Below are 20133 nucleotides of genomic sequence, written 5' to 3' on the forward strand. Positions count from 1 at the left end.
CATGAATCACGACGCCTATTCCGACGCCTATATCGCCGAGCAGCTCGGCCGGGTGCGTACCATCGCCGTGGTCGGCGCCAGCCCGAATCCGGCGCGGCCCAGCCATGGCGTCGCCCGCTATCTCGCCTTGCACGGCTTCAAGGTGTTCGCCATCAATCCCGGCCAGGCCGGGCGCGACATTGCCAGCCTGCCGACCTATGCCCGCCTCGCCGACGTGCCGGAGCCGATCGACATGGTCGACGTGTTCCGCGCCCCGGAATATCTGCCGAAGGTGGTCGAGGAGGCGCTGGCGCTCATTCCCCTGCCGAAGCTGATCTGGTCCCAGCTCGGCGTGCGCGACGATGCCGCGGCGGCGCGCGCCGAAAAAGCTGGCGTCGCCGTCATCATGGACCGCTGCCCGGCCATCGAGATTCCGCGCCTGCGCCTCGCACGGGTCGATAGCTGACGCGTAGCGGGGCAGGCCGGCTCAGCGATAGCTGTAGAAGAAAATTTCGAAGGTTCGGAACTGCGGATTCCGCCTCGGCAGGACGGCGCCCTGTAGGACCTGGCTGGCCGGCACCAGCGAGGCCTGAAGCTGGCAGGAGGACAGGAAGGCGTCGAGGATCGACTTCACGAAGTCGGCGCGCAGCTCGGGAAGATCGGCATTGGAGTAGCTGGTCCCCACCGGCCGCACCGTCGGTTGGCGATCATAGACCAGCATCGGCGGCGACAGGGTCGGCAGATAGGCGAGCGCGCGCGGGCTGCCCGCTTGAACCGGCCGGCTGAAGCTATCCGACTGATCGGCGAAGCCCCGGACGAGAAGGCGGAACTGTCCGTAATTTTCGTCGAGCGCGAAATCCCAGAGATAGAGCGCCACGTAGAAAATCGATGTCAGCAGCTCCGCGGCATTCTGCACGGGAATATCGATGCCTCCCGCGCCGACCGAGCCTCCGGGACTGAACTGCGGCACCAGAAATCTGGCGTTCTGCTGGCGGCGCTCCCGCACGAACTCCTGCGCCAGCCGGCAGAAATAGGCACCGAAGGCAAAGGTGTCGGTCGGGTAATAGCGAAACTGATATTGTTCGGAGGCAAAGAGTTCGCCGAACTGCGGCCGCCCGGACGGCGTGATCTTGAATATGAGCGGATCGGCATCGCCGCGAATGATGGGCGCGTCGACCGAGGTGACCGTCAGCGCGGGAAACTGGCGCGTCAGCGTTTCCGCCATGTCGAGCCGTTCCTGCTGCGTGAAGCTGCGCTGCGGCGAGGAACTCGTCTGCGCCTCGGCAAACGTCATCGCGCCGACGAGCCAGAGCCCCGCCGCCAAGATGCGCGAAATCTGTAGAGGAGCTCGAAACGCCGCCATAGGTCGCCACCTCGTGCGATCCCCATCCCCACTACGATTCCACCGCGTGCGAACGATGTCCAGCACCGAACCGGGCACCCTCGCGCAGCGCGGTCTCGTACACGCGCGCGCATGGCCAAGCCGTGGACCACGCCCCATATTTACAGCACAAAAATGGCCTTATAACTGGTTCACGTCCATCTTGCGTTTTTTTGTGGCCCGGCGTGAACTGCCCATCAACACGCCCCAGCTCCGAGGAACGCCACGTGACCGATACATCCCAGCCGCAGACGCCCGGCTTCGCCACCCTCGCCGTCCATGCCGGCGCCGCGCCGGACCCGACCACCAAGGCGCGCGCCACGCCGATCTATCAGACGACGTCCTTCGTGTTCGACGATGTCGATCACGCCGCCGCGCTGTTCGGGCTGAAGGCGTTCGGCAACATCTATACCCGCATCGGCAACCCGACCAACGCGGTGCTGGAGGAACGGGTGGCGGCGCTCGAGGGCGGCACTGCCGCACTGGCGGTCGCCTCCGGCCATGCGGCGCAGCTGCTCGCCTTCCAGACGCTGCTGTCCCCCGGCGACGAGTTCATTGCCGGCAACAAGCTCTATGGCGGCTCGATCAACCAGTTCAACCACGCCTTCAAGAGCTTCGGCTGGAACGTGGTGTGGGCGGATGTCGATGACGTCGCCTCGTTCGAGCGCGCCATTTCGCCGAAGACCAAGGCGATCTTCATCGAATCGATCGCCAATCCGGGCGGAATCGTCACCGACATCGCCGCCATATCGAAGATCGCCAAGCGCGCCGGCGTGCCGCTGATCGTCGACAACACGCTGGCGACCCCCTATCTGATCCGGCCATTCGAGCACGGCGCCGACATCATCATCCACTCCGCCACCAAATTCCTTGGCGGCCACGGCAATTCCATCGGTGGCCTCCTCGTCGATGGCGGCAGCTTCAACTGGCTGCGCGAGGGGCGCTACCCGTTCCTTTCGCAGCCGCGGCCGGAATATGAAGGCATCGTCATCGGCGAGACCTTCGGCAATTTTGCCTTCGCCATCGCCGCCCGCGTGCTCGGCCTGCGCGATCTCGGGCCGGCGCTGTCGCCCTTCAATGCCTTTCTGATTCTCACCGGCATCGAGACGCTGCCGCTGCGGCTCCAGCGCCACAGCGACAACGCGCTCGCCGTCGCCAAATTCCTCGCCGAGCATCCCAAGGTGGAATGGGTCAGCTATCCCGGCCTGCCGGGCGACCGCTATTACAATCTCGCCCAGCGCTACACGCCGAAGGGCGCCGGCGCGGTATTCACTTTCGGGCTCAAGGGCGGCTTTGATGCCGGCGTGGCACTGGTGTCGAACGTCAAGCTGTTCTCCCACCTCGCCAATATCGGCGACACCCGTTCGCTGATCATCCATCCGGCCTCGACCACCCACCGCCAGCTTTCCGATACGCAGAAAGTGGCGGCCGGCGCCGGCCCGGACGTGGTGCGGCTGTCGGTCGGCATCGAGGACGTGGCCGACATCATCGCCGATCTCGATCAGGCACTGGCTGTGGCCTGAGTGCGGCGCAGCAAAGGCCAGCCGTGCAATTATGAATGAATTGTGGGCGTCTCATGCGCTCGACGCATGGCTGGGATGCCACATACATCCTACTGGATAAGCATGTTGTCGAATATATAGGCAGCGAAATGATTACGGAGCGTGCAGCCAAACCCGGTGACCGCTCCGCTTTCGCAACCTGATGGAGACTAACATGCTGCTCTGGGGCTTTATCGCCAAGCAGATCCGCCGCTGGCAGGCGTATCGTCGTACCGTTGTCGAACTTTCCCAGCTCGACGACCGCACCCTCGCCGACATCAATGTGTCGCGTTCGGAAATCTTCCGCGTGGCGCGTCAGGCGGCTGCTGCGGCCTGATGGCGGCTCACCCCGCCTGCGGATCTTCTGAGAACGCGGACTGAGCGGCCCCGGCCTTCCGGGGCCGTTTTCGTTTGCGGCCAGGGCTTTACCGGCCTTTCATGGATCCCCCTTGGGCCTCCCGCGTCTTGCTGGCACCCGGCTTCCTGCCGATGCGCGCGTGCGATAGTCCTGCGCCCGGCCACGATCCGTGCTAAGGGGCCGCCCGGAAAAGCGGACCCGACCGAGCATGAGCCTGAACACCCCTACTCCTGTCCATATCGTCGGCGGCGGCCTTGCCGGTTCGGAAGCCGCCTGGCAGCTCGCCCGTCGCGGCGTGCCGGTGGTGCTGCACGAGATGCGGCCGCACCGCGGCACCGATGCCCATAAGGGCGACGGCCTCGCCGAGCTGGTCTGCTCCAACTCCTTCCGCTCGGACGACCACACCTCCAACGCCGTCGGCGTGCTGCATGCGGAGATGCGTCGGCTGGGCTCGCTGATCATGGCCTGCGCCGATCGCCACCAGCTTCCCGCCGGCGGCGCGCTGGCGGTCGACCGCGACGGCTTCTCGCAGGCGGTCACCGAGGCGATCACCTCGCATCCGCTGATCACGCTGGAGCGCGGCGAAGTCGACGGACTGCCGCCGCCGGAGTGGGACAGCGTCATCGTCGCCACCGGCCCCCTCACCTCGCCGGCGCTCGCCGAGGCGATCCGCGCGCGCACCGGCGAAGGCGCGCTGGCGTTTTTCGACGCCATCGCCCCCATCGTGCATTTTGATTCGATCGACATGGACGTCGCCTGGTTCCAGTCGCGCTACGACAAGCCGGGGCCGGGCGGCACCGGCGCCGATTACATCAACTGCCCGATGGACAAGGCGCAGTACGACGCCTTCGTCGCCGCGCTGATCGCCTCCGACACCGTGCCGTTCCGCGAATTCGAAGCCAACACTCCCTATTTCGACGGCTGCCTGCCGATCGAGGTGATGGCCACGCGCGGCCCGGAGACGCTGCGCCACGGCCCGATGAAGCCGGTCGGCCTCACCAATCCGCGCAGCCCCGAGGTGAAGTCGCACGCCATCGTCCAGCTGCGGCAGGACAATGCGCTCGGCACGCTGTTCAACATGGTCGGCTTCCAGACCAAGGCCCGCCATGCCGAGCAGGTACGCATCCTGCGCATGATCCCCGGGCTGGAAAAGGCGGAATTCGCCCGCCTCGGCGGTTTGCACCGCAACACTTATCTCAACTCGCCGCGCGTGCTCGATCCGACGCTGCGGCTGGCGGTAGAGCCACGCCTGCGCTTCGCCGGCCAGATCACCGGCTGCGAGGGTTATGTGGAAAGCGCCGCCATGGGGCTGATCGCCGGCCTGTTCACCGCCGCCGAGCGGCTGGGCCAGCCGCTTCCGCCGCCGCCGGTCACCACCGCCCATGGCGCGCTGCTCGCCCACATCACCGGCGGCCACATCGAGACAGTGGAGCCGGGCCCGCGCTCGTTCCAGCCGATGAACGTCAATTTCGGCCTGTTTCCGCCGCTCGACGCCAATCCGACCCGCGACGCCGAGGGCAACCGCCTGCGCGGCACCCAGAAGACCGTCGCCAAGAAGCAGGAAATGGCCCGCCGCGCCCTGCGCGACATCGACGAATGGGCGCGCAGCGCCGTCCCCGGCGATGGCGAGGTGGCCGCGTGACCCGCCGTTTCGTCGATCCGCCGATGCCGACCGCCCGCTCCTCCGGCGGCCGCTTCGAGCTCGACACCGTGCTCAAGCGGGACATCTTCTCCACCATCGAGCGCGGCGTCTGGCACGATGCCGACGGCGAGCATCCCGCCGTGCGCCGGCACTATGCCGGCGTGAAATGGTGGGTGAAGCCGCTCGCCCGGCACTTCGCCCGCCGCGAGGCCCGCGCCCTGCGCCGGGCCAATGGCAGCGGCCACACCGTGCCGGTGTTCGCGCTGGAGGAAGGCTGGCTGGTGCGCGGCTTCGTCGATGGCCTGCCGCTGCAGATCGCCCGTCCGGTCGGCAACGCCGCCTGGTTCGCCGCCGCCCGCGAGGGGCTGCGCCAGGTGCATCGCCGCGGCATCGCCCACAACGATCTCGCCAAGCCGCAGAACTGGCTCTATGCCGCCGATGGCGGTGCGGTGCTGATGGATTTCCAGCTCGCCGTCTGCTTCTCCCGGCGCACCAAGCTGTTCCGCATCGCCGCTTACGAGGACATCCGTCACCTCCTGAAGCACAAGCGCAGCTTCTGCCCGGAGGCGCTCACCGCGCGCGAGAAGAAGATCCTCGCCCGCAAGAGCCTGATCAACCGGGTGTGGATGGCGACCGGCAAGCAGGTCTACATCTTCGTCACCCGCAAGCTCTTGAATTACCACGACACCGAAGGCCGCGGCCCGCGGGCGATGGAGGAAGGCCCGCGCATCGCCGCGGCGCTGGCCGCCGCGCCAGGGGTAAGGGCGGCGCATATCACCGATTTCCCGACCCCCGGCGGCAGCTTCGGCCTCTACGCCTTCGTCGAGGCGGGGCCGGAGGTCGCGGAGGCGCAGTTGCGCGCCCATCTCGCCGCCGCCCTGCCCGGCCACAATCCGCCCGAGCACGTCCAGCTGGTCGCCGAATTGCCCCGCGACGAGAAGGGCGAGGTGCGCGACGACCTCTTGCGCCTCGTCGCCCTCAACCAGCTCGACCAGATGGAGCAGCTGCCGCGCACGCCGGCGCAGCAGGCGGCGCTCGATGCCATCATCCGCGGGCGCCTGAACCTCAGCGACCGGGTGCGGCGCGGCATTTAGCCTCCGCAAGGACCACCCTGCCTTTCTCTTTCCTCTCCCCGTTGGGGAGAGGTGGCCCGCACAGCGGGTCGGTGAGGGGCTACGCCATTGGAAGGCGAAGAAGCCCGCTCATCCCACCCCTCTCCCCGACGGGGCGAGGGAGGCTCCCAAGCCGGCAGCGGCGGCTTCACCCACCCCCGCCACCGCCCGCAATTCCCGCACGAAGGCGTCGATCAGCGGCCGCTCGCCCTTGAGCCGCCGCGTGGCGACGAAATGCGCCGATTCGAAGCCGTAGCTTTCCGGCCGGATGACCCGCATCTGCCCGCGCCGCACCCAGTCCTCGCCGATATGGCGCGGCAGGTAGCCGATGAAATGGCCGGAGAGAATCAGCATCACCTGCGCCTCCATCTGCACGATCGAGGCGCTCGCACGCGGATGGTTCACCCGGTACAGGTCGTCGAAATGGCGATAGCCGCGCACGCTGAACAGCGCCGCCTCGATATCCGCCTGCCCGATCTCCCGCGCCGGTCGCTCGAACAGTTTATGGCCGCGCCCGCAATAGAGCGCCTGCGGCTCGCGATGCAGCGGGATATAGGCGATGCCCGGCACCTTCTGCGAGAAGGCGCCGATCACCACGTCGCGCTCGCCGTCCAGCAGCGCCTGCTCCAGCTCCTGCGGCGTGCCGAGCACCAGGTCGACGAACACATCCGCCGCATAGGCCATGTAGCGCGACAGCGCCGTCTGCAGGCCGAGATGCGGGTTGGTCACCACCCCGTCGAGAATGCCGATGCGCAACCGCCCGACCAGCCGGTGCCGGTCCTGGCCGATGCGGGCATGAAACCCTTCGATATCGTCGAACAGCCGGCGTGCCGCCGCCAGCGTCGCCTCGCCGAAGGGGGTAAGCCGGAATCCGGACCGCCCGCGCTCGCAGAGTTGGCCGCCGAGCTTGCGCTCCAGCGCCGCCAGATGGGTGGACAGCGTCGATTGCGACAGGTTAAGCGCGATCTGCGCGTCGTGGAAGCCGCCCTCATCGGCCAGCACCACGAACACCCGGAGCAGCCGCAGGTCGATATTGTCGAGGCGGCGCATCGCGGCTCCGGGCATTACATCGATAATTATCGATATAATCTTCCATTAAATGTGATTTCTGTGAATGTGAATCTGCGCCAGCATCGGTGGGTAGCTGGGAGAGACGCATGCCCGATATCGGCCTCGCCGGCCTTGCCGGCCGCACCGTGCTTGTGACCGGCTCCAGCCGCGGCATCGGGCTCGGCATCGCCCGCGGTTTTGCCGCCGCCGGCGCCCGGCTGCACATGCTCGCCGATGACGAGGCGGTCTTCGAGGCCGCCGAGCGGCTCGGCGCCACCGGGCACCGGGTCGACATCACCGATGCCGGCGACGTCGCGGCGCTGGCGGCGCAGCTGCCGCGGCTCGACGTGCTCGTCAACAATGCCGGCCTCGAACTGATCACCCCTCTCGACGATGCCAGCGAGGCGAACGAAGCCGCCTTCCGCCGCGTCGTCGAGATCAATGTCGTCGGCACCTTCCTCGTCACCCGCGCCGTGCTGCCGGGCATGGGTGCGGGCGGGCGCATCGTCAACACCGCCTCGGTGTGGTCGCGCGGGTCGGAAGCACTGTTCGGCGCCTATGTCGCCTCCAAGCACGCGGTGATCGGCCTCACCAAGACATGGGCGAAGGAACTCGGGCCGCGCGGCATCACCGTCAACGCGGTCTGCCCCGGCTGGGTGCGGACCGAAGCCTCGCTGCGTTCGCTCCATCGCATGGCTGAGACGCGCGGCGTTGCACCGGACGACCTCCTCAAGGAGATCGTTTCGGCGCAGATTCTCCCCGGTTTCATGGAGCCGGACGACATGGCCGGCACCTACCTGTTCCTGGCGTCCGACCTCGCGGCCAACATCACCGGCCAGAGCCTCGGCGTCGATCGTGGAGAATTCCCATGGTAGCGCCGCACAGGGATTTGCGGGTCGTCATCACCGGCGCGGCAAGCGGCATCGGCCTCGCCAGCGCCAACGCGCTCGCAGCCGCCGGCGCCAAGGTGGTCGGTTTCGATCTGCACCCGCCGGAGGTGGCGAACTGGCCGACCATCCTCACCAATGTCGCCGACGAGGCCGCCATCGCCGGCAGCATGGAGGCCGCCGCCGCCCATCTCGGCGGGCTCGACGTGATCGTGAACTGCGCCGGCATCTGCATCGAGACCCCGCTCGCCAGCTTCGACATCGCCGCCTATGAGCGCATGGCCAGCGTCAATATTCGCGGGCCGATCCTCATGGCCCGCGAGGCGCTGCGTTATTTCGCCGGCGAAGGATCGGCGAAGGGACGCATCATCAACATCGCTTCCGAGCTCGCCTTTCTCGGGCGTGCCGGCTATTCCGGCTATGCCGGCACCAAGGGCGCGATCATCACCCTCACCCGTTCCTGGGCGCGCGAGCTTGCCCCGCATATCCAGGTCAACGCCATCGCGCCCGGCCCGGTCGATACCCCGCTGCTCGACTTCGACAATCTCAGCGACGAGCTGAAGCGGCTGGAGACCGGCAACCCGTTCGGCCGCGTCGGCCGGCCGGAAGAGGTGGCACAGGCAGTACTGTTCCTCGCCAGCCGTGCGACAGGCTTCATCACCGGCCAATGCATCAGCGTCGATGGCGGCGCGGCAATGCACTGACATCAAAAACCCCAGAGGAAGAACATGGTCGACAGCATCCGTCTCGACGAACTGAGCTGGCCGGAATTCGCGCACAAGATCGCCGCCGGCGCCCCGGTCCTCCTGCCGCTTGGCACTACCGAGCAGCACGGCCCGCATCTGCCGCTCAATGTCGACGTGGTGCTGCCCACCGGCGTATGCGAGCGCGTCGCCCGGCAGGTCGGCGGCCTCGTGGCCCCGACCATCCCTTATGGCTACAAGTCGATGCCGCGCTCCGGCGGCGGCGAGGCCTTCCCCGGCACGCTCAGCCTCGACGCCAACACCTTCTCGCTGGTGGTGCGCGACGTCATCCGCGGCCTCGGCCATCACGGCGTGCGCCGGCTCATCGTCGTCAACGGCCATTTCGAGAATGCCTGGCCCTCGGTCGAAGGCCTCGATCTCGGCCTGCGCGAACTGCGCCGCGACGGCATCACCGACATGCAGGTGATGCGGCTGGAATATTGGGATTTCGTCAGGCGCGCCACGCTGGACAAGCTGTTCCCCGACGGCTTCCCCGGCACCGAGCTGGAGCATGCGAGCCTGCTGGAGACCTCGCTCATGCTGCTTCTGCGTCCGGAGTTGGTCGAGATGGACAAGGTTCCCTCCGATGGACCGGCGACATTCCCCACCTATGACTGCTTCCCGGTGCCGGCCGATTTCGGCCTCCCTCCCTCCGGCGTGCTTGCCGTCGCCCACGGCTCCTCCGCCGAAAAGGGCGGGTGGCTGATGGACGATCATGTGGCGCTGATGAGCGCCGCCATCCGCAAAGAATTCGGCCTCTGAGCCTCCGTCGCCTCTACCCGAGCAGGACATCCATGACCACGCAGTTCGAGCCGCTCGATTCCGGCGCCGTGCCCCGCTATGCCGGCATCCCCACCTTCATGCGGCTGCCGCAGGCCGAGCCGGCGGAAGTCGATATCGCCCTGCTCGGCATTCCCTATGATGGCGGCGCCACCAACCGGGTCGGCACCCGCCACGGCCCGCGCGAGATCCGCAACCAGTCGAGCCTGATGCGCCGCGTGCATCATGTCTCCGGCCTGTCACCCTATGACCGCGCCCGCATCGCCGATTGCGGCGACGTGCCGGTCGATCCGATGGACCTGATGCGCACGCTCGACCTCATCTCGGCGCATTATGCCGGGGTGAAGGCGGCCGGGGCGCTGCCGCTCACCGCCGGCGGCGACCATCTGGTGACGCTGCCGATCCTGCGCGGCCTCGCCGCCGACGGGCCGGTGGGGCTCATCCAGTTCGACGCCCATTCCGACACCTATGACAGCTTCTTCGGCGGCAGCCGCTACAATCACGGCACGCCGTTCCGCCGCGCCATCGAGGAAGGGCTGATCGATCCGAAGCGCTTCGTGCAGATCGGCCTGCGCGGCGCCATCTCGGATGCCTCGAACTACGATTTCGCCAAGGCCTGCGGCATCCGCATGATCTTCATCGAGGAGTTCACCGAGCGTGGCGTCGCCGAAATCATGGCCGAGGCCCGCGCCCTCGTCGGCGACCTGCCGACCTACGTCACCTTCGACATCGACGGCATCGATCCCTCGCAGGCGCCCGGCACCGGCACGCCGGAAATCGGCGGCTTCTCCACCCGCGAGGCGCAGCTTCTGGTGCGCAAGCTCGAAGGCCTGAACCTCATCGGCGCCGATGTCGTCGAGGTCGCCCCGCCGCTCGATCCGTCGGGCCTCACGGCGCTGACCGGCGCCACCATCATGTTCGAGCTGCTCTGCGTGCTCGCCGGCGTGGTCGCCAGCAAGGGAGGCAAGTAATGGCCCATGGTTATGAAGGCGGCCGGCTCGACCTGCCCTTCGTCGGCATCTGCACCTTCGGCAAATACCCGCTCCAGCTCGACTGGGAGAAGATCGACGCCGACGTCGCCGTGCTCGGCGCCCCCTTCGACCTCGGCACCCAGTGGCGCACCGGCACCCGCACCGGGCCGCGCGCCATCCGCGAAGCCTCGACGCTGTTCGCCTTCGGCCATGCCGGCGCCTATGACCACGAGGACGACGTCACCTATCTGGCGGCGGAGAACACCCGCATCGTCGATATCGGCGACGCCGACATCGTCCATACCGACACGCTGCGCAGCCACGCCAATATCGAGGCCGGCGTGCGCGCCATCCTTAAGGCCGGCGCGCTGCCCGTGGTGCTGGGCGGCGACCATTCGATCAACATCCCCTGCATCAACGCCTTCTCCGAGCAGGAGCCGATCCACATCGTCCAGTTCGATGCCCATCTCGATTTCGTCGATGAGCGGCACGGCGTGCGTTTCGGCCACGGCAACCCGCTGCGCCGCGCCGCCGAGAAGGATTATGTGACCGGCCTCACCCAGCTCGGCATCCGCAACGTCTCCTCCACCGCGCGGGAAGGCTACGAGGCGGCGCGCGCCATGGGCTCGGACATCCTCAGCGTGCGGCAGATCCGCAAGCTCGGCGCCGAGGCGGTGCTGGCCCGCATCCCCGCCGGCAAGCGCTACTACGTCACCATCGACATAGACGGCTTCGATCCCTCGATCGCGCCGGGCACCGGCACGCCGAGCCATGGCGGCTTCGCCTATTACGAGGTGCTGGAGCTGCTGGACGGGCTGACCAAGCGCGGCACGGTGGTCGGCGTCGATCTCGTCGAGGTCGCCCGCGAATACGATGCCGGCGGCATCACCGCCATCCTCGCCGCGCAGGTGCTGTTGAACTTCATCGGCCGCATCCTGCACAACCGCCGGGCCTGAGCCTTCTCTGGCACGCCATTGCGGCAAGATGCCTGCCGCTTGAACTGCGCGGTGCCCGCCCGATTTCCTCTGTATCGACGCCGCGCGGGGGTGGCCTCCCGCGCCCCGGCGGTGCCAAGATGCGCCGCCGGGTTCGTCAGTGTGAGAGAGAGGCGACATGCATTCGCACAAAACCAGCAACGATCTTCCGTCCAACGCCAAGAACGTGGCCATCGACCTGCTCAACAGCAATGTCGCGGCCTCCATCGACCTCGCCCTCGCCACCAAGCAGGCGCATTGGAACCTCAAGGGGCCGCAGTTCATCGCGGTGCATGAGATGCTGGACGGTTTCCGCACCCAGCTCGACGACCATGTGGACACCATGGCCGAGCGGGTGGTCCAGCTCGGCGGCACCGCGCTCGGCACCACCCAGACGGTGGCGAAGACGACCTCGCTCGATCCCTACCCGACCGACATCTTCAAGGTGAAGGCGCATCTGGAGGCGCTGATCGAGCGCTACGCCAAGGTGGCGAACACCGTGCGCAAGGCGATCGACGAGGCCGACGAGGCCGGCGATCCGACCACCGCCGACATCTTCACCGCCGCCTCGCGCGATCTCGACAAGGCGCTGTGGTTTCTCGAAGCGCATCTCCAGGAACCCGCCTGAGGCGACCGCCGCCTCGGCCGTCGCTCCCCTTCGCCGGCAACGGCTGGACCGGTTTCATTCGGTCCAGCCGTACGCAAAGCAGGGTGGACCGATGAGAAACGCCCCTGCCGGGCGAGCGGCCCGGGGGCAAGGAGAGGCCATGGTTGCCGGCCACTACTTGGCGGAGATCCCTCGTGGGCAAGCTAACTTTGCCTCTCTCCTCATATTTGTCTTTTTCGTACCAGCATTTAGGATCCAACTGCTAAAGAATCGGTGCGGTACCTTGCGGGGGTGCTGGAAAACCGCTGTATTGCGTCGGCAAGAGGGGATGGTACCGTATGGCTGGTAACGCGGCTTCGCCCGGCAAAACGCCGGAGAACGAGTTCGATCGCGACCTCATGCCACCGGATCCGCAAGGGTCTCACGATGTGGCGGGTGATTCGATCATCACCCATCTGGAAATTGCGCGGCTGATCGAGCGGGCACATCGGCGCTTCCTCGACCTTTTGCGCATGGAACTCACGCGCCTGTCCACCGATGACATCAGCCCCTCGCAGGTCATGCTGCTGTTCACCATCGGCGCGGACGAATTGTCGGTGCGCGATCTGCTGGAGCGTGGCCACTATCTCGGCTCCAACGCCTCCTACAATCTCAAGCAGTTGGTGGATGCGGGCTATGTGAACCGCACGGCGTCGCAGCGCGATCGGCGCTCGGCGCGGTTGCGGCTGACGCCCAAGGCGGTCGAGCTGTGCGACCGCATCCGCGCCATCCATGATTCGGTGCACCGCCAGAACGTGCGCGACGATGCCGATGCCCGCGATCTCGTCACCGCCTATAATGTGCTGCGTCGGCTCGAAATGTTGTGGACAGGTTCGCTGCGCTACGGCGAGGGCAACTGAGCCGCCATCAGCGCAAGCCGGACACAACAAAGCCGGACAATAAAAAGGGCGCCTGAGGCGCCCTTTTCTTGTTTTCGAGGCTCTCGTATTGCTCTCAGGTGACGACGTCCGGCGCGCTGCGCCCGGTGCGGCCTTCGATATCCGGCAGGCTGCGCGAGATCGCGATCAGGTCGGCCAGCGCCGCCTGCGTCTCCAACTCATGCTTGCCGGCGTCCGGCTCGAAACGCTCGATATAGACGCGCAGCGTCGCCCCGGCGGTGCCGGTGCCGGACAGACGGTAGACGATGCGCGAGCCGTCGGTGAAGAACACCCGCACCCCCTGCTTGGTCGTCACCGAGCCGTCGACCGGGTCGTGATAGGCGAAGTCGTCGGCCTTCTCCACCGTGAGTCCGCCGAGCGCCTGCCCGGCCAGCCCGTCGAGGCGGCCGCGCAGATCCGCCATCAGCCCGTCGGCGGCGGCGCTGTCGACCTCCTCATAGTCGTGGCGCGTATAGTAGTTGCGGCCATAGGTCGCCCAGTGCTCGCGGACGATCTCGACCACGCTCTGCTTGCGGGCGGCGAGGATGTTCAGCCACATCAGCACCGCCCACAGCCCGTCCTTCTCGCGCACATGGCTGGAGCCGGTGCCGGCACTCTCCTCGCCGCAGACGGTGGCGAGACCGGCATCGAGCAGGTTGCCGAAGAACTTCCAGCCGGTCGGCGTCTCGTAGCAGGTGATGCCGAGCTTCTCGGCAACGCGGTCCGCCGCCCCCGAGGTCGGCATGGAGCGGGCAATGCCGGCGATCCCCGCCTTGTAGCCCGGCGCCAGATGCGCGTTGGCGGCGATCATCGCCAGCGAGTCGGAGGGGGTGACGAACTGGCCGCGGCCGATGATCAGGTTGCGGTCGCCGTCGCCGTCCGAGGCGGCGCCGAGATCGGGCGCCCTGTCCGACATCAGGAGGTCGTAGAGGTCCTTGGCGTGGACGAGGTTAGGGTCGGGATGGTGGCCGCCGAAATCCGGCAGCGGCTCGCCATGCACCACCGTGCCTTCCGGCGCACCGAGCTCGCCTTCCAGGATCGCCTTGGCATAGGGGCCGGTCACCGCGCTCATGGCGTCGAAGCGCATGGAAAAGCCACCGGCGAACAGGTCGCGAATGGCGCCGAAGTCGAACAGCTGCGCCATCAGCTCGGCATAGTCCTCGACCGGATCGATGACGTCGACCACCATGTCCTCGACACGGGCAAGGCCCTGCACGTCGAGGTCGATGTCGTCGGCATCGGAGATCTTGTACGCGGCGATGGTCTTGCTGCGCTCGAAGATCGCGTCGGTGATGCGCTCGGGCGCCGGCCCGCCATTGCCGATATTGTACTTGATGCCGAAATCGCCGTGCGGGCCGCCGGGATTGTGGCTCGCCGACAGCACGATGCCGCCGAAGGCTTCATGCTTGCGGATGACGCAGGAGGCGGCGGGCGTCGACAGGATGCCGCCCTTGCCGACCAGCACGCGGCCGAACCCGGCGGCGGCGGCCATCTTGATCACCGTCTGGATCGCCTCGCGGTTGAAGTAGCGCCCGTCGCCGCCGATGACGAGCGTTTCTCCCTCATAATTCTCCAGGCTGTCGAAGACCGACTGGACGAAATTCTCGACATAGTGCGGCTGCTGGAACACGGGCACCTTCTTGCGCAGGCCGGACGTACCCGGCTTCTGCCCGTCGAAGGGCGTGGTGGCGACGGTGCGGATCATTTTACCCCCAAAGGATACGCCAATGCATGGAACGCGAATGGGCGGAAGGATTAGGCGGCGGGCGCGCCCAACGCGCTGAGATGCTGCAAGAGTCCGGCCGAGGAGCCGCTCAGCGAGGGCGGCGCAACGCCGCTCTCCACCGCCGGCAGCAGCGTGTCGGCGAGTTCCTTGCCAAGTTCCACCCCCCACTGGTCGAAGCTGTTGATGTCCCAGATCGCCCCTTCGACGAACACCCGGTGCTCGTAGAGCGCGATGATGCGCCCCAGCGCGTAGGGGTCGAGGATGCTATAGGCCAGCGTCACCGATGGCCGCGAGCCGGGGAACACCCGGTGCGGCGCCAGGCGCTCCGCCTCTTCCGGCGCCACGCCCTTGGCGAGAAGCTGGCCCCGCGCCTCCTCCAGCGTACGGCCGCGCATCAGCGCCTCGGATTGGGCGAGGCAGTTCGCCATCAGCATGGTGTGGTGGCGCTCCAGGCCCGGCTCGTGGCCGCGCGCGGCGACCAGGAACTCCACCGGCACCGGGCTGGTGCCCTGGTGGATCAGCTGGAAGAAGGCGTGCTGGCCATTGGTGCCCGGCTCGCCCCAGACCACCGGCCCGGTGTCATGGGCGACCGGCTTGCCCTCGCGGGTGACGCGCTTGCCGTTGCTCTCCATGTCGAGCTGCTGGAGATAGGCCGGCAGCCTTGCCAGATGCTGGTCATAGGGGATGACGGCACGGGTGGCATAGCCGCAGATGTCGCGGTGCCAGATGCCGGTGAGCGCCAGCAGCACCGGCAGGTTTTCCTCCAGCGGCGCCGCGGCGAAATGCGCGTCGAGATCGGCGGCTCCATCGAGGAAGGCGCGGAAGGCCTCGGCGCCGATGGCGATCATCAGCGGCAGTCCGACCGCCGACCAGATCGAATAGCGCCCGCCGACCCAGTCCCAGAAGCCGAAGACGCGATCGGGAGCGATACCGAAGGCGGACACCTTGTCGAGCGCGGTGGAGACCGCGGCGAAGTGCGAGCCGACCGCCGCTTCGCCCAGCGCCCCGGCCAGCCAGGCGCGCGCCGAGCGGGCATTCGCCATGGTCTCCTGGGTGGTGAAGGTCTTGGAGGCGACGATGAACAATGTCGTCTTCGGATCGAGCGATTTCAGCGTGTCGTAGAGATGCGCGCCGTCGACATTGGAGACGAAATGCAGCCGGGGCCCGTCATGATAGGGAGCCAGCGCCAGCGTCGCCATCGCCGGTCCGAGGTCGGAGCCGCCAATGCCGATGTTCACCACGTCGGTGAAGCGCTCGCCACCCTCACCGGTCACCGTACCGGCCCGTACGCCCTCGGCGAAAACGCCCATGGCGCCGAGCACGCCGACGACCTCCGGCATGACGTCCTGCCCGTCGACGAGCACCACCTCGCCCGCCCGCCGGCGCAGCGCGGTGTGCAGCACGGCGCGGTCCTCGGTGATGTTGATGCGCGCGCCCGCCAGCATGGCGTCGCGCTTGGCCTCGACCCCGGCGGCGCGGGCGAGGTCGAACAGCAGCGCGCGGGTGGTATCGGTCAGCGAAGTCTTTGAATAATCGAGAAGAAGATCGTCGAGCCGCAGCGAAAGCCGGCTGAAGCGATCGGGATCTGCGGCAAACAGGCTGGCAAGTGTGGCGCCCTTTTCCTGGGCATGGCTGTCGGTGAGGGCGTTGAAAATCCGGTCGATGTCGGCGCTCATAAATATCTCCGGCTCTGGCAATCCATGGCAGCCTACGATGTCGGCGCGAGGCTGTCCTTTACCGCTTCGATCAATTGCTTCAGCGTAAATGGCTTCGGCAAAAAGCCGAAATCCGCACCTTCGGGCAGGTTCTTGGCGAAGGCCTCCTCGGCATAACCCGACATGAATATGACTTTTATGTCGGGATAGGAGACCCGCAACTCCCGCAATAGGCTCGGCCCGTCCATTTCCGGCATCACAACGTCGGAGAGCACCAGCTGCACCGCGTTGCCATGTGCCTCCATCACCTCCAGCGCCTCGATGCCCGATCCGGCTTCCAGCACCTGATAGCCGCGCGAGGCGAGTGCGCGCGCCGCGAAGGCCCGCACCGCTTCCTCGTCCTCGACCAGCAGCAGCGTGCCGCGCCCGGTGAGGTCGGCCGGCTTGGCGGCCACCTCCGGTTCGGGGGCCTTCACCGGCGCGTCGTCCACATCCGGCACATGCCGCGGCAGGAACACCCGGAACACCGTGCCACGGCCCGGCACGCTCTCGAGGTCGATGGTGCCGCCGGTCTGCTTGACGATGCCGTACACCGTCGACAGGCCAAGGCCGGTCCCCTTGCCGACTTCCTTGGTGGAGAAGAACGGCTCGAAGATCTTGTCGATGATCTCGGACGGAATGCCGGTGCCGGTGTCCATCACCTCCACCAGCACATGGTCGGCTTCCGGCAGGCCGGCGCGGGCGTAAGGCTCCGTCTCCGCCGCCGTGACGTTGGCGGTGCGAATGGTCAATGTGCCGCCATCCGGCATGGCGTCGCGGGCGTTCACCGCCAGGTTGACGATCACCTGCTCGAACTGGTTGAGGTCGGCCTTCACCGGCCACAGGCCGCGCCCCTCCTTCACCTCCAGCTTCACTCGCTCGCCAAGCAGGCGCCGCAGCAGCATGGACAGGTCGCTCATCACGTCGCCGAGGTTCAGCACCTGCGGACGCAGGGTCTGCCGGCGGGAAAAGGCGAGCAACTGGCGGACCAGGCCCGCGGCGCGATTGGCGTTCTGCTTGATCTGCATCACGTCCTGGAAGGACGGATCGGTCGGCCGCGCATTGGCAAGCAGCAGGTCGGAATAGCCGATGATGGCGGTGAGCACATTGTTGAAGTCGTGCGCCACGCCGCCGGCAAGCTGGCCGACCGCCTGCATCTTCTGGCTCTGCGCGAACTGCGCCTCCAGCGTCCGCTGCTCGGTGGTCTCGATGGCGTAGACGATGGCGGCCTCCGCCTCCTCGCCGCCATCCTCGACCGGCGCGAGGTAGAAGCGGGCGGAGCGGGCGCTGTCGCCGGCGAAGCCGACATCCACCGGGCCGGGCGGCGCATGGCCGGTGAGCACCTGCTCCAGCCCGGTAACGAGAGCCGGCCGCGAAGCCTCCGCCGCGGCCTCGACGAGCCGGCGTGCCTGCCCGGTGTCGCCGCCGCCGAACTGGCGGGCGAACATGGCGTTGGCCCGTACGATCCGCCCCTTGCGGTCGATGGTGGCGATGGCGATCGGCGAATTGTGGAAGAAGCGGGCAAAGCGCACCTCCGCCGCCCGCAGCGGATCCGCCTCGTTATCGGCGCGGGAGCGGTTCACCACCAGGGTGCGCGAGGCACCGGGCGTGCCGTCGGCGGCAAAGGAAACGCGGTGCCACATGCGCACCGGCAGGCGCTGGCCGTTCTTGCGCTTGAGGTCGAGGTCGAACACCTCGGTGCGCACCCCGCCGGGCATCGGCGTCATGCCGGTCAGCAGCGCGGCGGAAGGGCCGGGCACGATATCGGCGACGGTCAGCCCGCCCGGCCCGAACTCGGCAAGGTCGTAGCCGAGCCAGTCCACCAGCGTGGCATTGATGTAATGGATCGCCCCGCCGGCCGCCGAGAAGAAGCCGGCCGGTGCATGGTCGAGATAGTCGATGACATGCTGGAGCTCGAGGAAGGCGGTCTCCTGCCTCTCCCTTTCGCGGGTGAGATCGTTCACCGTCCAGATCACCGCCCGGCCCGGTGCCGGACGGGCACCGAGCCTCAGCCAGCGCACCGCTCCTCCCGGCAGGCTGGCGATGCGCACCTCCTCGGAGACCGCGCGGCCGTCTCGCACGCCCTGCGCCAGACGATAGACCGCCTCCGAGGCGTCGGGATCGGCGGTGAACAGCCGCTCGACCGGGCGAACGTCATCCATGGAGATGGCGCCGGTGATGGCGAGGTAGCTCGCATTGGCGTGCAGCACCCGGCCAAGCGCGTCGACGATGCTCATGCCTTCCGGCGCGCTATCGACGATGCGGCGCGCGAGTTCATCGGAGGGGTCTGGCATGCCGAAGCGCAGCAGCCCGGCGGCGTAGGCGAACAAGGCGAAGACGCCGATCACCGCCAGCGCGCTGAGCAGGCCGACGATCCAGGGATCGGCGTTCTCGCGTCCGAGCAGCAGCAGCGACACCACCGCGCCGACGAGCGCCAGCGCCACCGCCAGCACCAGGCGGATGCTGCCGCCGATTTCACGACGGTCGAGGGGGTGATCGTCGGGTCCGCTGTCCGCCATGTCCATGCCAGAAGCCGTCCTGCATCCGCCGGCGCCGATGAAGCCTCCGCCGATGCCTCGGAAGGCGAGTCACTGATTCCCTTTGGTGCCCGAGCGCGCCCGCAGGGGCAAGGGCGGATTTGGCGCCGTACCGGATTTGCCCCAGTTGGGGCGTATGACGGGGAGGCACTCGGAAGGGAGCCAGGGTTGCCGCAGCCCCGGTTCCGCTCCAAAAAGAGGCGAGCGATGCCGTCGGTGGCCGTCAGCCGCCCCCGCGGCACCAGGGAGACAAGCTTTATGTTCGACACGCTCTTCGCCAATGGCAGCCTGACCGGCACCGGCGTGCTGGCCGCCATAGGCATCGGCCTCATCCTTCTCGTCGTGCTGGTGATCCGGCTCGGCCGGCGCAACCGCCACCGTCCCGTGACCGTCGGCGGCCTTCGCCTGGCGGTGCTCGACCAGATCCCCATCGACGAGACCCGGCGACTGGTGCTGATCCAGCGGGACGACGTCCAGCACCTCGTCATTCTCGGCGGCGGCAGCGATTTCCTGGTCGAGGCCGGCATTGGCCGCGCCCCGGCCCGGCAGGCCGCCGCTCCGGCCGAACCGGCGCCCGTGGCCGAGCGCGCGCCAGCGGCTCCCCCGAAGCCGGTACCCGCTCCCCGCCCGGCGGCCCCGGTGCGCGAAGCGACCCCGGTGCGCGAGGCTGCTCCGCCTCCGGTAGTCCCGGGCACACCGGCGACCAGCGCGCCCAGGCCGGCGGTTACCGCGGCGGCCGCGTCGGTGGTTGCCGCCGCGGCCGCCGTCCCGGACGCCCGGCCCAAGCCGACCGAGCCGCCGGTGCCGGTCTTCGACGCGACGGAGATGCTGCCGGAACCCGCGCCAGCCGAGCCGCCGGCCGCCGAAACCCGGCCTGCCGCGTCACAGCCTACCGAAGAGACGCGCGCACCCGGCGGCACCGGCCGCGTCGCGGTGAAGCTCGACCCGCATTTCGCCGGCATGGTCGATCAGTTGGAAGCGACGCTGCGCCGCCCGACGGCGGAGGCGGCTTCCCGCGCGGCGCCTCCCATCGGACCGGCGGAATCCGCCACCGATAACCCGCGCGCCGAGGCGCCGCTAGTGCAGCCGGCAGAACGCCCCGGCGTCGTCGATCCGGATTTCGAGAACGAGATGGCGAGCCTGCTCGGCCGCAACCGCCGCCCGTAGCAATGGCCTTCGGAAAATGAAAAGAGCGGCTCGCCGGCATGGCGGGCCGCTCTTTTCGTCTGATCGG

The 20133-nt window shown here is 67.8% G+C and carries 18 protein-coding genes; 13 read left to right on the forward strand and 5 right to left on the reverse strand.

Annotation, left to right across the window (positions count from 1 at the left end; translation table 11 throughout):
- Window position 1 precedes the first annotated feature (1 nt).
- Entirely contained in the window at window positions 2-445 is a 444-nt protein-coding gene (locus tag KHC24_RS10245; RefSeq protein ID WP_213363159.1) for a CoA-binding protein, read from the forward strand.
- 21 nt (window positions 446-466) lie between these two features.
- Here the strand turns inward: KHC24_RS10245 and KHC24_RS10250 are convergent, their stop codons facing one another.
- A complete protein-coding gene (locus KHC24_RS10250) occupies window positions 467-1408 on the reverse strand; it encodes a hypothetical protein (RefSeq protein ID WP_213363160.1) in 942 nt (313 codons plus the stop codon).
- A 179-nt stretch (window positions 1409-1587) separates the two neighbouring features.
- Here KHC24_RS10250 and KHC24_RS10255 point away from each other — a divergent pair, with 179 nt between their 5' ends.
- The 4 genes from KHC24_RS10255 (at window position 1588) to KHC24_RS10270 (ending at window position 5995) form a co-directional block, all read left to right on the forward strand.
- Window positions 1588-2883, forward strand: a complete 1296-nt coding sequence (locus KHC24_RS10255; RefSeq protein ID WP_213363161.1) for an O-acetylhomoserine aminocarboxypropyltransferase — start codon at window positions 1588-1590, stop codon at window positions 2881-2883.
- Window positions 2884-3076: 193 nt separating this feature from the next.
- Entirely contained in the window at window positions 3077-3238 is a 162-nt protein-coding gene (locus KHC24_RS10260) for a DUF1127 domain-containing protein (RefSeq protein WP_213363162.1), read from the forward strand.
- Window positions 3239-3467: 229 nt separating this feature from the next.
- Window positions 3468-4901 (forward strand): methylenetetrahydrofolate--tRNA-(uracil(54)-C(5))-methyltransferase (FADH(2)-oxidizing) TrmFO, encoded by a 1434-nt coding sequence (trmFO, locus tag KHC24_RS10265; RefSeq protein ID WP_213363163.1) that lies wholly within the window; start codon window positions 3468-3470, stop codon window positions 4899-4901.
- Window positions 4898-5995 (forward strand): serine/threonine protein kinase, encoded by a 1098-nt coding sequence (locus KHC24_RS10270; RefSeq protein WP_271180508.1) that lies wholly within the window; start codon window positions 4898-4900, stop codon window positions 5993-5995. Before trmFO ends, KHC24_RS10270 begins: the two co-directional genes overlap by 4 nt.
- Before the next feature lie 108 nt (window positions 5996-6103).
- Here the strand turns inward: KHC24_RS10270 and KHC24_RS10275 are convergent, their stop codons facing one another.
- Complete coding sequence (locus KHC24_RS10275) at window positions 6104-7063, reverse strand: LysR family transcriptional regulator (protein ID WP_213363164.1); 960 nt, start codon at window positions 7061-7063, stop codon at window positions 6104-6106.
- 107 nt (window positions 7064-7170) lie between these two features.
- Here KHC24_RS10275 and KHC24_RS10280 point away from each other — a divergent pair, with 107 nt between their 5' ends.
- The 7 genes from KHC24_RS10280 to KHC24_RS10310 all read left to right on the forward strand — a co-directional run bounded on the left by KHC24_RS10280 (window position 7171) and on the right by KHC24_RS10310 (window position 12924).
- Window positions 7171-7938 carry an SDR family NAD(P)-dependent oxidoreductase gene (locus tag KHC24_RS10280; protein WP_246546577.1) on the forward strand — a complete coding sequence of 256 codons (768 nt, stop codon included), beginning with the start codon at window positions 7171-7173 and terminating at the stop codon, window positions 7936-7938.
- Window positions 7932-8654, forward strand: a complete 723-nt coding sequence (locus KHC24_RS10285) for an SDR family NAD(P)-dependent oxidoreductase (RefSeq protein ID WP_213363165.1) — start codon at window positions 7932-7934, stop codon at window positions 8652-8654. The genes KHC24_RS10280 and KHC24_RS10285 overlap by 7 nt, the downstream gene beginning before the upstream one ends.
- Window positions 8655-8678: 24 nt before the next feature.
- On the forward strand, window positions 8679-9455 hold the full coding sequence (locus KHC24_RS10290; protein ID WP_213363166.1) for a creatininase: 777 nt from the start codon (window positions 8679-8681) through the stop codon (window positions 9453-9455).
- 32 nt (window positions 9456-9487) lie between these two features.
- Window positions 9488-10444, forward strand: coding sequence for an agmatinase (gene speB, locus KHC24_RS10295; RefSeq protein ID WP_213363167.1), 957 nt, complete (start codon window positions 9488-9490; stop codon window positions 10442-10444).
- Window positions 10444-11400 carry an agmatinase gene (gene speB / locus KHC24_RS10300; protein ID WP_213363168.1) on the forward strand — a complete coding sequence of 319 codons (957 nt, stop codon included), beginning with the start codon at window positions 10444-10446 and terminating at the stop codon, window positions 11398-11400. Before speB (KHC24_RS10295) ends, speB (KHC24_RS10300) begins: the two co-directional genes overlap by 1 nt.
- 157 nt (window positions 11401-11557) lie before the next feature.
- On the forward strand, window positions 11558-12046 hold the full coding sequence (gene dps / locus KHC24_RS10305; RefSeq protein WP_213363169.1) for a DNA starvation/stationary phase protection protein Dps: 489 nt from the start codon (window positions 11558-11560) through the stop codon (window positions 12044-12046).
- Window positions 12047-12363: 317 nt separating this feature from the next.
- The gene (locus KHC24_RS10310; protein ID WP_246546580.1) at window positions 12364-12924 is read left to right on the forward strand and encodes a MarR family winged helix-turn-helix transcriptional regulator; all 561 of its coding nucleotides are present in this window, start codon (window positions 12364-12366) and stop codon (window positions 12922-12924) included.
- Between the two features lie 94 nt (window positions 12925-13018).
- Here the strand turns inward: KHC24_RS10310 and KHC24_RS10315 are convergent, their stop codons facing one another.
- From KHC24_RS10315 to cckA, 3 genes are read right to left on the reverse strand one after another with little or no spacing between them, the layout of a single operon-like run.
- Window positions 13019-14647: an alpha-D-glucose phosphate-specific phosphoglucomutase gene (locus KHC24_RS10315; RefSeq protein ID WP_213363170.1), complete on the reverse strand. Its 1629-nt coding sequence runs from the start codon at window positions 14645-14647 to the stop codon at window positions 13019-13021.
- A gap of 50 nt (window positions 14648-14697) precedes the next feature.
- Window positions 14698-16344: a glucose-6-phosphate isomerase gene (gene pgi / locus KHC24_RS10320; protein ID WP_213363171.1), complete on the reverse strand. Its 1647-nt coding sequence runs from the start codon at window positions 16342-16344 to the stop codon at window positions 14698-14700.
- A 32-nt stretch (window positions 16345-16376) separates the two neighbouring features.
- Window positions 16377-18881, reverse strand: coding sequence for a cell cycle histidine kinase CckA (gene cckA / locus KHC24_RS10325; RefSeq protein WP_213363299.1), 2505 nt, complete (start codon window positions 18879-18881; stop codon window positions 16377-16379).
- Window positions 18882-19157: 276 nt separating this feature from the next.
- On the opposite strand from cckA, the gene KHC24_RS10330 reads away from it, so the two are divergent.
- Window positions 19158-20066, forward strand: a complete 909-nt coding sequence (locus KHC24_RS10330) for a flagellar biosynthetic protein FliO (protein WP_213363172.1) — start codon at window positions 19158-19160, stop codon at window positions 20064-20066.
- Window positions 20067-20133 lie beyond the last annotated feature (67 nt).

The sequence above is a fragment of the Ancylobacter defluvii genome (assembly GCF_018390605.1).
Classification (GTDB): Bacteria; Pseudomonadota; Alphaproteobacteria; order Rhizobiales; family Xanthobacteraceae; genus Ancylobacter; species Ancylobacter defluvii.

Bases quoted from the DNA above. Each gene is read 5' to 3' on its own strand.
- KHC24_RS10245 (WP_213363159.1), top strand. From the start codon at position 2: ATGAATCACGACGCCTATTCCGACGCCTATATCGCCGAGCAGCTCGGC.
- KHC24_RS10260 (WP_213363162.1), top strand. From the start codon at position 3,077: ATGCTGCTCTGGGGCTTTATCGCCAAGCAGATCCGCCGCTGGCAGGCG.
- trmFO (WP_213363163.1), top strand. From the start codon at position 3,468: ATGAGCCTGAACACCCCTACTCCTGTCCATATCGTCGGCGGCGGCCTT.
- KHC24_RS10275 (WP_213363164.1), bottom strand. From the start codon at position 7,063: ATGCGCCGCCTCGACAATATCGACCTGCGGCTGCTCCGGGTGTTCGTG.
- KHC24_RS10280 (WP_246546577.1), top strand. From the start codon at position 7,171: ATGCCCGATATCGGCCTCGCCGGCCTTGCCGGCCGCACCGTGCTTGTG.
- KHC24_RS10285 (WP_213363165.1), top strand. From the start codon at position 7,932: ATGGTAGCGCCGCACAGGGATTTGCGGGTCGTCATCACCGGCGCGGCA.
- KHC24_RS10290 (WP_213363166.1), top strand. From the start codon at position 8,679: ATGGTCGACAGCATCCGTCTCGACGAACTGAGCTGGCCGGAATTCGCG.
- speB (WP_213363167.1), top strand. From the start codon at position 9,488: ATGACCACGCAGTTCGAGCCGCTCGATTCCGGCGCCGTGCCCCGCTAT.
- speB (WP_213363168.1), top strand. From the start codon at position 10,444: ATGGCCCATGGTTATGAAGGCGGCCGGCTCGACCTGCCCTTCGTCGGC.
- dps (WP_213363169.1), top strand. From the start codon at position 11,558: ATGCATTCGCACAAAACCAGCAACGATCTTCCGTCCAACGCCAAGAAC.
- KHC24_RS10310 (WP_246546580.1), top strand. From the start codon at position 12,364: ATGGCTGGTAACGCGGCTTCGCCCGGCAAAACGCCGGAGAACGAGTTC.
- KHC24_RS10315 (WP_213363170.1), bottom strand. From the start codon at position 14,647: ATGATCCGCACCGTCGCCACCACGCCCTTCGACGGGCAGAAGCCGGGT.
- pgi (WP_213363171.1), bottom strand. From the start codon at position 16,344: ATGAGCGCCGACATCGACCGGATTTTCAACGCCCTCACCGACAGCCAT.
- cckA (WP_213363299.1), bottom strand. From the start codon at position 18,881: ATGGCGGACAGCGGACCCGACGATCACCCCCTCGACCGTCGTGAAATC.
- KHC24_RS10330 (WP_213363172.1), top strand. From the start codon at position 19,158: ATGTTCGACACGCTCTTCGCCAATGGCAGCCTGACCGGCACCGGCGTG.